Here is a 12,775-nt window from a genome sequence, read left to right as displayed (position 1 = left end):
GCAGGGCGCCAAGACGCTCGACCCCGCACCGCACGACCTGCGAAGCCTCAGATGCCAGCGACTGTCTCCCCCACCGGCGACAGACCCGCGACCTTGACGAGTCCGGCCGCGGCCTCCGCGTCGCCGCCCGGCTCTGCCAACGACAGGAATGCCGCTGCACAACCAGCGGCGGCAAGACCGTCTGGGCCGAACAAGAACTGCCGAGAGATGCTCGGAACATCATAAGAGAGTGAGGGTTTCTTCAGTCGCCGCCAGCAGATGATGCCGCGGGCCAGGCTGAGGACAGCTTCGTGGATGTCGTCGCGGATCTCCCAGCGGATGCGTAGCCGGCGGAACCAATGCAAAAGCACGAAGCTCTGCTCGACGACCCACCGGTGGACGCCCAGCCCAGAGCCGGGCACGGTCGACCGGGCTCGGTCCGGTTTTGGGCCGCCCTTCATGGCCCCTACGTGGGAGCCGGCGATCACCGCCCGGGACCAGTCCAGAGCGCAAGCCGCGTGCAGTTCGGCCAGCAGCGACTCGCATGACAGCAACTCACCCCTTCTCATGTGCAGGCTAACGCCCCATCAGACACCCACGTTCCAAGGGCAAACAGCCATTCCGTCAGGAGTTCTAAGCAGCTACTCCACCCAACCCAGGACGGTTACCTGCCCGCGCTGTCCCTCGCGGCGATATGGCGCTCGAAACTGTCGAATGCCGGATCAGGCACGCAACGACGACGGCACTTCAACGCGAAGCAGCTCCAGCAGCGCGACGAGCTTCTGGTCGAGCTCGTGGCCGACCGCCGCGACCTCCGGGATACCCAGCCCAGCGAACACGGTGGAGGGCTGGTCGATCGCGAAGACAGCCTCTCCTTCGTCGCTTCCGTAGATGAGCACTCGCAGCGGGGCGTACAGAAGGGTATCGGGATGGTGGCGGTACATACGCTCGGCAATGGTGTGGTTGCCCATGAGGTACTCAATCGCCGGGCGCTTATTGCCAGCTACCGACATCAGTGGACGTGCATCAATTACGCCAAACAGGACGAACTCGTTCGGCGCGTTCTCGGCGACTGCACGCGAAGCGTCGTCCCAGCTCCCGTTCTGCTCGGCTATGCGCCGCATCCGGGCTTCGTCGAAGTCTGGGACCGCGTCGACGAACGCCGCGATGAAGTCGTCGAACCGTTGGCCCGTGGCGATGTCAAGGCGGCGCATCGTGTGCTCGATAGTCGTTGTGGGCATCGGACTTCCTTTCATTTGAGTGTGGACTTGGGTTCTCGAGATCCGCCACGACCCGCAGCCACCCGATCACCTCGTGCATGCATTTGATCAAGGGATTGGAAGTCGCAGTGGTCTCGGAAATCCTGCGACGGACTCAGCAACCCGGAGACGCCCATACCGCCTCGCGCCGTCCCAAGCAGCTCGACGCCCGGGGCCATAACCAGCAACCGCGGTCGCGTCTACCTGGGCAGCCGGACCCATCTCCACTGCGGTGAAGATCAATCCGATCCGATCGGTCTACACATGCACTGGCGTACGCAGTTGCACGAGCAGACTCCCTCTGCCGCCGACTCCGCCCAGTTCCACTGTCACTACGTGCGCCCGCGGCTGCGCGTGAACCCGCTCACCGCCCGCACCAGTCCCGCTCCGTAGCCAGCGCTCGCGACGGCCGCGAGGCTGCTTCGGATCGAGCACAATATTCTGAGATCGTTCCTCCTCAGCCTACTCCGATTTGAGTTGGATGTCCAGATTCAAATATGTAGAGTGCAGCGATGCCGGTCCCGACGGCGCGTGAGGAGTGGGCCTTGTCGGCCATGCCCTCGCCCGAACGTTGCCTCTGAGATCAAGCAACTCATGAACGTCGAGGGGCGCCCCCATCGACAGGATCCGATATCTGCAGCACGATCCCCCGAGAACTGTGCACGGGCGACGCCCACGGCAAGGAAGACGCGACCGTTGTCTCCTCGTGCCCAGGCCAGGGACGGCGCCCCGCCAGCTCGGCGAAAGGTGAAGGAGGTGTCCAGCGGGGTCGCGCGGTATCGCATGCCTTCTTCTGGGGGTTCCGCCCGCAGTGAGTCAGCCATGCCTTGATGATGATGCGAGAGCGGCCCGGTAGCCCCACGAATGTCGAAATCTTCTTGGTCGTGGCTAGATGATCTATTCCAAGGGGTCGCTTCTGGTGTTCGTCAGCTCAGTTGCCGTACTGACATGAGTAGATGGCGGTGGTCCTCGCACGTCGCGTCGTCCTCGCCCGGTACGCCACTGAGCAGTGCCCGCTGGCCAGGGCCCAGAAGTTCAAAGCGCACTCGGGAGGCGTTGAAGGAGTTGAGGGCTTCCAGCAGGTAAGCGGCGTTGAAGGCGACTGCCAGGTCATCGGAGCCGACCAACGCGGCCGCGAGCTCCTGCGAAGCAATGTCGTCTTCGTACCCCGCTTGCAGGAGGACGGTTCCCTGGGCGGAGAAATCCAGCTGGATGGGGCTGTTCGGCGCCGCGACGACCGCGACACGGCGGACCGCGTCGGCGAGCGCCTCCCGCTGCGTGACCGCGACTGCTGGACCGTTCAGTGTGAACAACTTGTCGTAACGCGGCAGCCGGCCTTCAAGCAATCTCAGTGTCGTACGCATTCCGCTTCCCTCGAAGGCCATCAAGCCACCACCCGAGCCGCCTGAACTGGTCAGCCCGATGCGGATCAGGCCCGCTTTCGCCAGCGAACGGGAGATCTCGGTCATTCGGCGGCCGGGAACCACCACCTGCACCGCTTCGGAACCTGCCACCTCCGGCTTCCACGGCACCGTGCGCACGGCATACCGGTACCGGTCCGTGGCGGCCACTGTCATCGACTCGCCATCCAGCATGAGCTGGATCCCCGTGAGCACCGGGAGGGAGTCGTCACGGCCGACGGCTATCACGACCTGCGCGACCGCCGCCGCGAACTCTGCCGCATCCACCTTTCCGCGAACGGGGGGAAGCTCGGGAAGGGCCGGATACTCCTGCGTGGGCAATGTCGACAGCCCAAAGCGCGTACCGCCCCCTTCCAGCGTGAAGCGTGCGCCTTGCAGCGCGCACACCACCATCGCGTCGGGCAACACCCGGCAGATATCGAGCAGTCTGCGCCCCAGCACGAGCACCCGACCGGCTGTCAGCGTCTCCGCCGGGACCTCGATGGTCCCAGACGCCTCGTAGTCGAAGCCCGAGATGCGCAGCCGTCCTTCCGCCGCGTCCAGCATCAAGCCGCCCAGCACGGGCACAGGCGAACGCGCGGGCAACGACCTGGCCGCCCAGGCCACGGCCTCGGCGAACGCGCTTCGCTCGATCCGGAACTCCATCCGTACATCCCCCATCGCATCACACCAGTTAATCCGCGCACGCTATATGTCGCCACTGACAACGCTTGGCTCGTGCGCTGCGTACGGCCGGCGGATGCTCCGCCGGCTCGCTGTGCAGTTGGCGCGCGAGCGCGGGGGTGCCGCCCGCACGTGCCAGCGCGCCGTGAGCGAGGCACGCGCCCAGTACGGGGCCGAGCACGGATCCTCGAAGGCGATACCCAGCCCGCGTCACGGGGAAATGGCCGCAGTCAAGCTGAAGAAGGCCCTGCAGGCGCTCAGCCGCTGCAAGCGCCGCCGCATGGCCGTGGAAACCGTGGCCCGGCTGCACCTCAAGGTCCGCCGCCAACACCTGGGCCACGCCCACAAAACCGCGCTTGACCTCGTCCGCGAACACGACGTCATCGCCCACGAAGACCTCAAGATCCGCAACATGGGCAAGGCTCCCGAGCCGGGGCCGGATCCCCGGAAGCCGGGCAGTTTCCTGCCCAACGGGGCCGGTGCGAAGGCCGGGCTCAATCACTCGATCGGCGATGGCGGATGGGGGGGCCTCGCGGTCCTGGCCGCCAAGGCGGAAGGTACCGGACAAGTGATCGCCGTGGACCCCCGCAACACCTCCCAGCGGTGCCCCGCAGGCGGGCACACCGCCCAGGAGAACCGGCCCACCCAGGACAAGTTCCACTGTCAGACGTGCGGCCACAACGCGCACGCTGACACGGTCGGCGAGCAGGACACGCAATGGATGCCGTAGTCCCGCAGCACCTTGGCCTGGCGGGGTCCGATGCCGTAGAGGGCTTCCACGGGCACCGGGCCGAGCCACTCGGCGACGTGGGCGGGGTCAGGCGAGGACACCTCCGGGCGGGCCGATCTGGTCGGAGGCCGTGGCCGCCACGGTGATGGATGGGCCGATTCCCACGCGCACGTCGATACCGAGGCGGGAAATCGTACGTACCCGCAGCACCTCCCCCAGTCTCCGGGCGTCGGCACCGTGGTAGCGCAGGGCGCCCTTCAGCTCTACCACAGCCGCCGAAGGGGGCAGGGCCTGAACGACCGGGAGAGCTCCGCGAGCTGCTCAAGGACCTGCCGGTAGGTGTCTTCCGGCAGACGGTCGGGGCAGCGCACGTGCATCAGCGTCGTCGCTTCGCATGCCGTCGTGTCCCAGGACATACCACCGACTTCCGGCACCCCACTATATAGAATGAATATTCGAACTCGCGAGACCTCGGTAGAAGGGTCTACCGTCCGGCCCGAAGTAGTGACTGAACACTCCAGGGGGTGGGCTTCGTCAGCGCTGACGCTCAGCACCTGCCAGCGGAGCGCCTTCGGCGAGAAGGCGCCGAACGTGCTCCGCCAGCAAGTCGGGCGCGATCGAAGAGGCGACGGGCAGCCAGGTCACGTCAGCGAGCGCGGGATCACCCTCGTCGTCGATGGGGGCATACCCCCAGCCGTGGCGCCCTCCTCTGGTCCCCCAGAACACCAGGAGACCATCCGCCCACGGTCCCCGCTGTAGAGCCGGGTCGCCTTTCGTCCAGTAGAAGGCCGTTCCCCCAGCTCACCTGGAGGAATCCCGGCATCAACGAGCGCCTGAGCAGCTGCGGAGCAGTAGCGCCGGATCTCGGCGTAGTCGATGGCCACCATGCTGTCGTCCCCCACCACCGCAGAGCCCTCCCCCTTGTCCGGCCTCGTCACCGGCGCTGCTCCCACGTGACCGGATGAGCCGACTGAGGAACTCAGTCTCGCCAACTCACTCACTCATTCGCCAGCTGAAGCGCCGCATCACAGGAGCGCCCACGCACAAGATCGACGCCATCCCACAACGGCAGGCCAGGGAAGAAGGCGGCCGAACGAACCGGCCCTGGCCGTGGCGGATCCACCTCCCCGCGGGGCCAGAGGGCTGGCCTCGTAACCAGGCGGGTGTCCTGTCAGCAGCCGTATCTGTCGTCGTCTGTGCAGACACCCCGGCGCATCGCGACAGCTTTATTCCTTCCTGAAATTGGCGGGGTAAGGCTTGAGACGGAACGCGTTGGGCCGCACCCGGGATTCGGGTGCGGCCCCATATATGCGGCCCGTCCAGGTGATGCGGTCGGCTCTCCGACGGAATACGGGCGGCGATCTCTCGCGCCGGCCGGTCAGCCCCGGCGGGCATTGCCCCGCCAGCCTGGGCAACCATCCTCAGCAGGTGCAGCAGATGGTGCGCCCCCTCGAAGGAGAGCAGGGCCAGGCGCTTGGTCGTGTGCGCGACGGGGCGAAGTCGATCTCGTCGAGGTCGAAGTGCTCATAGGCATCCACGCCCGGGCAACGCGGCCGGGCTCCAGCCGGTCACGCGCCCGGCGATGAACGAGGGCAGCCCCGGCCGGCGAGGGCACCGGCCGGGGCTGATGAGCGAAACGTGGTCGTGAAGGGCGGTCGCCTACCCGGCGAAGGGCTCCATGAGGCTTCAGCCGAACGATCGTCCTCATGGGCAATACAGTTGCGCCCCGCCGAACCATCCCAGCCTCGCCCCCGCAGACAGCAGCCAGGGCACCGGCAACGCCACGGTCCTCCACTTCACCACCGCCTTAGGCTACGGCGGCGTCATTTGGGACCAGCGAGGCGCCTCAAATCGCCTCCATTTGTGAAGATCGCTGCGCGCGAGCCTCAGGGGCAGCTGCCGTACCGCTGGGCCCTGACCGACGCGATGGCGTTGTTCTCCACCTTCACCCAGAACGGCGTGCTCTGCCCGACCCGGTTGTAGGTCACCCACCACTCGTGCAGGCCGTACCACTCGGCCTCCGTGAACTTCACTGAGTAGCACCAGCCGGCGTCGACACGGAACGTGTCCCAGTCCTGGCCCGACGGGGAATCCTGACCCGGTGAGATCCACATCCGCTCTGAGCTGGACGAGCAGTAGGGATCCGACGTTGTGGCGGAGCCCGTGGTGCCCGTGGACCAGCACCAGTTCTTGGCGATGTACACCGAGAGGTTGCTGTCGTTAGAGGTATGGGAGCAGAACCCGAGGGTGCAATTGGGGCCGGCGTGAGCGGTGGAGACCGGGCCGAGCAGGGTCGCAAGGGAGGCCGCAATCACGGTTCCCATGGCGAGGGTGGAGCGTCTCATTTCGAAGTCCTCCGATACGGGGGCAACAGCGATGAAGTGACGCTTGCCCATGCAAGACACTCCAGCAGCCCGCAAGGTTGCACTGGCTGCGGCGACTTCTTCCGGCTCTATCGGGGCGCCTCCAGCGCGCCCAGTTTGTGAAGTTGGTTCCGCGACGACCAGATCGTCGTCTTCGGTGGCTTGGTGCTGCTCATCGAGGTCAAGTCAGTGCGCCCCACTACGCAGCTGCGGCTGGAGCCGAAGGACTTCGCCGTGGAGCTCAGCAGCAAGCTCAAGAAGGCGCTCGGGCAGATCGACCGGACCGCCACGCTGATCGCGGCCCGGAAGACGTAGTTCGCGCACATCCCCGATGACCGGCCTGTCCTCTGGCGTGCGGGGGTGTCAACCGCGGCCGGCGACGAGGGTCAACGGTGCGGTGTTGTTGTGCAACTGCGGGTCGAAGTCGCTGATCCGCGGCCCCTCGATTCCGTTGTCGGGAAGGCTGACCGAACCGGGGGCGTTGGCGGGATCCACGCTGTCGATCCGCATGGTGAAGGTGAAAGTGTTCCGGCCCTTCTCCCAGAGGTAGATCGGCGTCTGGCACACATAGTGCCCCGTGTCCACGGGCTCAGCGGTCCCGTCATCGTCGCCGCCGGTCCACGGGATGAAGCAGGTGTCCGGCTTGGCGACGGCGGTCGTGCCTTCGGGAAGCTGCACCTCGACCGGCGCGACCTGGGCACCCGCCCCGAGCGAGGCGACCCAGGCGGGCCCGTTGTTCTTCACCCCGACGGTGGTGGTGACGATGTCACCGGGCTTCCCCCGCACCTCGTCACCGAGCGCGATCAGATCGGCGGTGTTGGCGACGTTGATCAGGGTGGTGCGGTAGTTGTCCTCCTCGTCGAGGTCCGCAGCCAGGGCCGTGGCCGTCAACGGGGCAGCCACCGGCTCCAGAGTGAGGTCGGCGCCGGAGCCGGGGACGAACTCGCCGAAGCGCAGCGCTTGTTGGTATGCCTCGTCGGAGTACGGCTGGACGGCGTAGTCGAACCGCTCGTACAGGGCGGCGGAGGTGGCCCGTACTGCGGCGGCGCCCGACAGGTCGTAGGTGGTACCGGGCACGACCGGCTGGTCGATGACACACACCACGATGGCGATCGTCGGATTCCCGACCCGATCGACGTCGTCATACTGGCAGTTCCCGTACCGGTTCTTGAGCGCGAGCCCGTGCGACACGAAGAAGGTGAGAAGGGCGCGGTCGACAGGCTGGTTGCCGAAGTTGCTGAGCCGGACCGGCTGGTCGACGTCCGTACCCGGCGCGATGCCGTCGAGGTAGGGCACCTGGTTGAGCGACAGATCGGGCCCGTCGCCGATCCTGACGGGCACCTCCGCCATGGCTGCGTTGAGTTGCCCGAAGGAGCTGTCGGCGATCGCCGACATGCGCAGGGTGCCGGAGGCACCGACAGCGGCGTCCGCCTTGGCACGCAGCCGGATCTCGGCGACGCTCGTGTACGACCACGACACGGCGATTTCCCCGAAGTCACAGAGGGCGGTGAGCGGTGCCAGGCTGTCCGGGGTACAGGTGTCGGGCCATGTCACCTCGGCCACGTCCGCCAGCCCGCTTGCGTCAACGGTGAGATAACCACCGGTGACGATGTTGTCCGCGTTGTAGTGCTGGAGTTGCACTTCGAAGGGCCGCTGGATTGCGGTGCCGCTCTCACTGTCGGCGACGGGCAGCGGAAGCTCGTACGGGCTGGCGATGAAAAGGCTGTCGGTCTGCTCGTCGGCGCCGGCCGAACCGGTGCCGCCCGCGATCAGGGCGGCGGCGCCCGGCACGGCGACGAGAGCGAGCCATCGACGACGGCGTCGGTACTGATCCTGGGTTCTCCGCATACTGATATGCCCCTTCCCCATTCTTCATAGGTACGTGCCCGGGTAGCCCGGACAAAAGTTCTGACTGCGAGGTACCGCCAGGTCCGGCGGAACGGGGAGCGGGGTCCCCGCCCCTCGGCAGGCGGCGTTGTTGTGAGGCTTGTGGCGCGGCTGTCACGGAGCGAGGGTCTCGCCGAAACGGGCATCCGAGGACGGGGCACGGAGGGTGGCGCCGTTGAACCACGACGAGCCGCTGGTGGCCAGGCCGCTGCTGGTCCCGGAGAAGACCCAGCCGCTCGCCGTGTACCGCCCAGCCGTACCGCCTAGTCGTCGATCACCGCCCCGTACAGCGCGTCCGTCGGCAGGCCGCCGAACGCTCTCGGGCCGTAGCTCCAGGAGCCGGAGGTGGTCAGGCCCGAGCTGCCCGCGGAGAACACCCAGACATAGCCGTCGTTCGTGTTCTCACCGGGTGCCGAGGCGAGCAGGCCGAAGCGGCCGTCGTCGTTCGGGTCGGTGAAGGAGACCTGGCCGCCGAACTTGTCGCCCTTCTCGACGGTGCCCGGGACGTTTGCGGTGCCCTGGTTCACGGACAGTGCGCCGGTGGACGTCATGCCCTTGACCGAGCCACGCAGGACCGTGACGGCGCCCGCGTTGGCGACGGCGCCGATGTCCTCGCCCGCGACACCGATCGCCACGTCCGCGTATCCGTCGCGGTTGCTGTCGCCGACGGAGAGGTCGGTGCCGAAGCCGTCGCCCTGCTCGCTCGAGCCCGGCACGCCCGCCGAGTTCTGGGTCCACCACACGGGAGGGGTGCCCGGCCCCTCCTGGCCGGCGGGCCCGTCCGCACTGCCGTAGTAGACGCCGACCATGCCGCCGCTCATGCTCTCGCCGCCGTCGTCCGGGCTGTGCGGCTCTCCGGTGACCAGGTCGTCGTAGCCGTCGCGGTTGATGTCGCCGGACGCGACGACTGGGCCGCCGCGCACCGCGGTGATCGGCAGCGGCTCTTCGTTCGACGCGGTGCCGGGCAGGATGTACGACCAGCCGTAGCCCGGCTCGTCGCCCACGCTGGTGCCGGAGACGACCAGGTCGGCGAAGCCGTTGTTGTCGTAGTCGCCCGTGGTCATCGACTTGGGCTGGATGCCCGGCGCGTCGTCGGCGGAGGCCTGGCTGAGCGTCTTCCGTGGAGGCGAGGTGAGCGTGGTGCGCGACTTCTGCACCGGCCGCCGCGCCTGCGCGTCCGCGCTCTTGGCGGTGGGCTGGGGGGCGGGCTCGAAGGTGTAGATCGTCAGCCCGACCGAGTCCATGACGGCGAGGAAGTCGCCCGGAGTGGTGTCGCCGAAGCGGGCCGCGGCGAGCGAGGCGCCGAACCTGCCGCCCGTGGTGAGGTCGTCGGACTGCAGCCAGTCGCTGGCCGATCCGGTGAGGCCGTTCGGCGTGCCCCACAGGACGACCGCGGCGCCCGCGTTGGCGACGGCGCCGAGGTCCTCGCCGGGGATGCCGATGATCGCGTCGTCATAGCCGTCGCCGTCGAGGTCGCCGGTGGCCAGCGACTTGCCGAAGCCGTCACCGGTCTCGGCGGCGCCGGGGACGCCCGTGGAGTTCTGGCTGAAGGCCTTGCCCCTGGTGGTGCCGATGCCCTTGGGTCCGCCGTACTGCACGGTCACCATGCCGGCGCCCTTGTGCCCGCCGACCGCCGCCCCGGGGCCGCCGACGAGCACGTCGTCGTATCCGTCGCCGTTGAAGTCGGTGTTGCGGTCGTTGGCGTGTGTTCCGCCGGGTGTTCCGGCGTAGACGCTCGGAGCGGTCGCGATGACCGCGCCCGTCACGAGGAGAAACGATGCCGCCGCGACGGCGGCCGAGCGGTGCTTGCGCATGAGCGGCTCCTTGGCTCAGATACGACCGGCTGGCTCGGGGGCGCGGGGGGTGTCCGGATAGGTGCCGTTCCTATGTCCGGCGCCGTGTTTGACGCCGCAAGAGGAGGAAGGGTTGTACAGGAGGCATGTCTGATTTGCTGGAGAAGATCACCTCTTCGCCGAGGAAGATCGGCTCGGTGGGGAGGGCGTGGACGGATTCCGCCGCAGCCACTGTGAAGCCATCGAGACAGGGCGTCTGATGATGCGCGTGCATGACGTGCAGGTCGCCACCTTCGACGATGTCTCACTCGCAGTGCTGGGGGCACGGAGCGAGCAGGTCGTGCACGAGTTCGTCGCACGAGTGCTGGGACAACTTGCCTCCGCGGACGCCGAGTTGCGTGAGACGGTCCGGGTCTACATCCGCCGGACGTACAGCACCTCACCAAGGGCCGAGGAGCTCTCTGCGCACCGCAACACCGTCGTCAATCGCATCCACCACGCGGAGAAGCTGTTGTCCAGGCCTCTGGCCGACTACGGCCTGGAGGTGGGCATCGCGCTCGAACTGTACCGATGGCTCACCTGACGCACGCTCACTCTCGTAGGGCTGTACAACCACCGCGGTGGAGGACAGACAGCGCTTGAGCGTCCTGGCACCATTCCGGATGCGTGCCGTTGTCCGCCTTCACTCGGCGATGCGGTCGGGGGCCGCGACCGGGACCGGAGTCAGGTCCAGCGGGGACGCTTCCGTGTCCCGGAGACCTGCGCCCGGCTCGCCGTCACCGGTACGCCGACGACGGCGGTCGTTGCACCAGGCGACCGCGCACGCACTGAGGTACAGGACGCAGATCGGCGCCGCGAGCAGCACCATGCTCAGCGGATCCGTGCTCGGCGTGGCGAGCGCCGCGAAGGCGGTGATACTCAGGAACATGCCGCGCCACCAGCCGATCATCCGGCGCGCGCTGATCGCGCCGGCGAAGTTCAGCAGCACGAGGAAGACGGGGAGTTCGAAGGACAGACCGAAGACGACGACCATACGGGTTGCCAGGTTGAGGAAGTCGTCGACCGGCAGGAGGTTGGTGGCCCCGTCCGGGGTGAAGGCGATCAGCACCCGTGCCGTAGTGGGCAGCACCCTGTACGCCACGGCGGCACCCAGCAGGAACAGAGGGATACCGGCGCCGAGAAAGACCAGCGTGTACTTTTTCTCGCTGCGGTGCAGGGCCGGCGCGACGAAGGCCCACAGCTGATACAGCCACACCGGACTCGCCGCCACGACTCCCGCGGTGATCGCCACCTTCAGCGCGAGGGAGAAGGGCGAGAGCAGACCGTTGAGGGAGATCACGCCACAGCGCTCCGCATCGTTCTCGCCGACCAGCCCGCCCGGGGCGCAGCCCGGCAGGGGATCGATGAGGAATCCGATGAGGTCCTTGTAGAAGAAGGCCGCGACGACAGTGACGAGCAGGAGCGCGCCGACGGCCTTCATCAGACGCGTGCGCAGCTCGCGAAGGTGCTCCCCTCAGGGGCATTCGCGCGGCATCGTGCGGTGTACTGGTGGGCATGGGCAGGTCCCGGTCCCTTCGTGTGCGGCACCGACCGCACACGTGTCTGTCAGTGGTGACGGAGTTTCAACGCCGGTGAGGCATGTCCGCTTCAGCGGCTTCAGGGGGCGCGTGCTGGACGCCGGCCGCGGGCTGCAGGGTGGGGGCGGCCGAATACACGTCAACCTGCGGTTCGTCAACGCCGTCCTTGCGCATGGCCTGGGCCTCGCTCTTCAGGATCCGCAACGACTGCCCGAAGGAACGGGCCATCCCGGGAAGGCGCTTGGCGCCGAAGAGCAGTACGACGACGAGGAGGATGAGGAGGATCTCGGGGGCTCCGAGCTTGCCGAACATGGTTGGTTCCCTAAGAACGTGAGGCGGCCCGGGAGGACCGGGCGTGGCTGATGGGGTGTTGCCGTTGATGGCACGGGCCGGCGGCGACCGGGGCAGCCCGGTGAGTGGGGGCGAGGGGGGACGCAGAGACCGTCCCGGCCGGGGGTGTCCGCCCGCAGCGGCGCCCTGACGGCTCCCGGCGCCGTGACCTGTCAGCACCGGAGGTTTCTCAATTCCGGTGGTCGCCGGTCGTGTCGATGGAGCCTGGTCCGGCGGACTGCGCGGAGGCCTTCGCCGCGGGGCTGCGGGACGCCTCCCCTTCGAGATCGAGGTCCGCCGCGAGCTTGTCGAAGCTCAGGCTCGCGTCGTTCAGCAAGTGTCTGGTCACAAGCGTCTTCGGATTGAGGTCCTCCAGGTTCAGGTCCTTGAGCTCGGGAGGGAGTTCGTCACGAATGCTCGCCTGAGCACTCTGTGAGATCTGGCGGACCTTGCGCAGGGCACGCGCCGTGTCGGACACCATCTTGGGGAGCTTGTCAGGCCCGACCAGAATGGCGGCCAGCAGGGCCAGTGTCACAACTTCGAGCGGCCCGATGTCGTTGAACATCTACGACTCCCGTCTGGGATGATGAGGGCCACGCCGCACCCGGGCAGGGGGTGGAGCGTCTGCGCACGACGGCGTACGGGCCGTCGGACTGCCGCAGAGGACTGCGCGTGGCATCGGCCTTGGTCCCGCCCACCGGTGGACCGGCGGACAGGACCGACCCGGACGTGGACAGCCGGTCAGGGAATGGGCGACGTCCGGACGTTCCCCG

At 67.6% G+C, this 12,775-nt stretch carries 15 protein-coding genes and 1 pseudogene; 4 read left to right on the top strand and 12 right to left on the bottom strand.

The annotated features are described in order from the left end of the window. Positions 1 to 269 precede the first annotated feature (269 nt). Positions 270 to 515 (bottom strand): annotated as a pseudogene (locus tag VXC91_RS47220) (hypothetical protein); the annotation flags it as partial. 186 nt (positions 516 to 701) lie between these two features. Then, positions 702 to 1,220, bottom strand: a complete 519-nt coding sequence (locus VXC91_RS36465; protein WP_329511642.1) for a hypothetical protein — start codon at positions 1,218 to 1,220, stop codon at positions 702 to 704. Between the two features lie 282 nt (positions 1,221 to 1,502). Between VXC91_RS36465 and VXC91_RS36460 the strand changes: the two genes are divergently transcribed. After that, on the top strand, positions 1,503 to 1,631 hold the full coding sequence (locus tag VXC91_RS36460; protein ID WP_329511641.1) for a hypothetical protein: 129 nt from the start codon (positions 1,503 to 1,505) through the stop codon (positions 1,629 to 1,631). Positions 1,632 to 2,164: 533 nt separating this feature from the next. On the opposite strand, the gene dnaN is transcribed toward VXC91_RS36460, so the two are convergent. After that, entirely contained in the window at positions 2,165 to 3,304 is a 1,140-nt protein-coding gene (gene dnaN / locus VXC91_RS36455; RefSeq protein ID WP_329511640.1) for a DNA polymerase III subunit beta, read from the bottom strand. A gap of 94 nt (positions 3,305 to 3,398) precedes the next feature. Here dnaN and VXC91_RS36450 point away from each other — a divergent pair, with 94 nt between their 5' ends. Beyond that, positions 3,399 to 4,052 (top strand): RNA-guided endonuclease InsQ/TnpB family protein, encoded by a 654-nt coding sequence (locus tag VXC91_RS36450; RefSeq protein WP_408057563.1) that lies wholly within the window; start codon positions 3,399 to 3,401, stop codon positions 4,050 to 4,052. Here the strand turns inward: VXC91_RS36450 and VXC91_RS47215 are convergent. The 4 genes from VXC91_RS47215 to VXC91_RS36435 all read right to left on the bottom strand — a co-directional run bounded on the left by VXC91_RS47215 (position 3,986) and on the right by VXC91_RS36435 (position 6,397). Next, positions 3,986 to 4,153: a hypothetical protein gene (locus tag VXC91_RS47215; RefSeq protein ID WP_408057562.1), complete on the bottom strand. Its 168-nt coding sequence runs from the start codon at positions 4,151 to 4,153 to the stop codon at positions 3,986 to 3,988. The two genes, VXC91_RS36450 and VXC91_RS47215, sit on opposite strands and share 67 nt — an antisense overlap. Next, a complete protein-coding gene (locus tag VXC91_RS47210; protein WP_408057561.1) occupies positions 4,140 to 4,322 on the bottom strand; it encodes a hypothetical protein in 183 nt (60 codons plus the stop codon). Before VXC91_RS47210 ends, VXC91_RS47215 begins: the two co-directional genes overlap by 14 nt. 723 nt (positions 4,323 to 5,045) lie before the next feature. Further along, positions 5,046 to 5,516, bottom strand: coding sequence for a DUF6417 family protein (locus VXC91_RS36440; protein WP_329511643.1), 471 nt, complete (start codon positions 5,514 to 5,516; stop codon positions 5,046 to 5,048). Positions 5,517 to 5,938: 422 nt separating this feature from the next. Continuing rightward, on the bottom strand, positions 5,939 to 6,397 hold the full coding sequence (locus VXC91_RS36435) for a hypothetical protein (RefSeq protein WP_329511638.1): 459 nt from the start codon (positions 6,395 to 6,397) through the stop codon (positions 5,939 to 5,941). Positions 6,398 to 6,580: 183 nt separating this feature from the next. Here VXC91_RS36435 and VXC91_RS36430 point away from each other — a divergent pair, with 183 nt between their 5' ends. Then, positions 6,581 to 6,730 carry a hypothetical protein gene (locus VXC91_RS36430; protein WP_329511637.1) on the top strand — a complete coding sequence of 50 codons (150 nt, stop codon included), beginning with the start codon at positions 6,581 to 6,583 and terminating at the stop codon, positions 6,728 to 6,730. 48 nt (positions 6,731 to 6,778) lie between these two features. Here the strand turns inward: VXC91_RS36430 and VXC91_RS36425 are convergent, their stop codons facing one another. Together VXC91_RS36425 and VXC91_RS36420 are read right to left on the bottom strand one after the other, a co-directional pair. Further along, a complete protein-coding gene (locus tag VXC91_RS36425; protein ID WP_329511636.1) occupies positions 6,779 to 8,263 on the bottom strand; it encodes a hypothetical protein in 1,485 nt (494 codons plus the stop codon). A 302-nt stretch (positions 8,264 to 8,565) separates the two neighbouring features. Further along, positions 8,566 to 10,116, bottom strand: coding sequence for an FG-GAP and VCBS repeat-containing protein (locus VXC91_RS36420; RefSeq protein ID WP_329511635.1), 1,551 nt, complete (start codon positions 10,114 to 10,116; stop codon positions 8,566 to 8,568). 247 nt (positions 10,117 to 10,363) lie between these two features. Between VXC91_RS36420 and VXC91_RS36415 the strand changes: the two genes are divergently transcribed. Further along, positions 10,364 to 10,678, top strand: a complete 315-nt coding sequence (locus tag VXC91_RS36415; RefSeq protein ID WP_329511634.1) for a helix-turn-helix domain-containing protein — start codon at positions 10,364 to 10,366, stop codon at positions 10,676 to 10,678. A gap of 99 nt (positions 10,679 to 10,777) precedes the next feature. Here the strand turns inward: VXC91_RS36415 and tatC are convergent, their stop codons facing one another. The 3 genes from tatC to VXC91_RS36400 form a co-directional block, all read right to left on the bottom strand. Further along, on the bottom strand, positions 10,778 to 11,575 hold the full coding sequence (gene tatC, locus VXC91_RS36410; RefSeq protein WP_408057560.1) for a twin-arginine translocase subunit TatC: 798 nt from the start codon (positions 11,573 to 11,575) through the stop codon (positions 10,778 to 10,780). A gap of 142 nt (positions 11,576 to 11,717) precedes the next feature. Then, the gene (gene tatA, locus VXC91_RS36405; RefSeq protein WP_329511633.1) at positions 11,718 to 11,984 is read right to left on the bottom strand and encodes a Sec-independent protein translocase subunit TatA; all 267 of its coding nucleotides are present in this window, start codon (positions 11,982 to 11,984) and stop codon (positions 11,718 to 11,720) included. Between the two features lie 208 nt (positions 11,985 to 12,192). After that, positions 12,193 to 12,567: a Sec-independent protein translocase subunit TatB gene (locus VXC91_RS36400; RefSeq protein ID WP_329511632.1), complete on the bottom strand. Its 375-nt coding sequence runs from the start codon at positions 12,565 to 12,567 to the stop codon at positions 12,193 to 12,195. Positions 12,568 to 12,775 lie beyond the last annotated feature (208 nt).

Origin of the sequence: Streptomyces chiangmaiensis (genome assembly GCF_036281785.1) — a bacterium.
GTDB lineage: Bacteria > Actinomycetota > Actinomycetes > Streptomycetales > Streptomycetaceae > Streptomyces > Streptomyces chiangmaiensis.
This window is presented reverse-complemented; position numbering and strand designations above follow the sequence as displayed.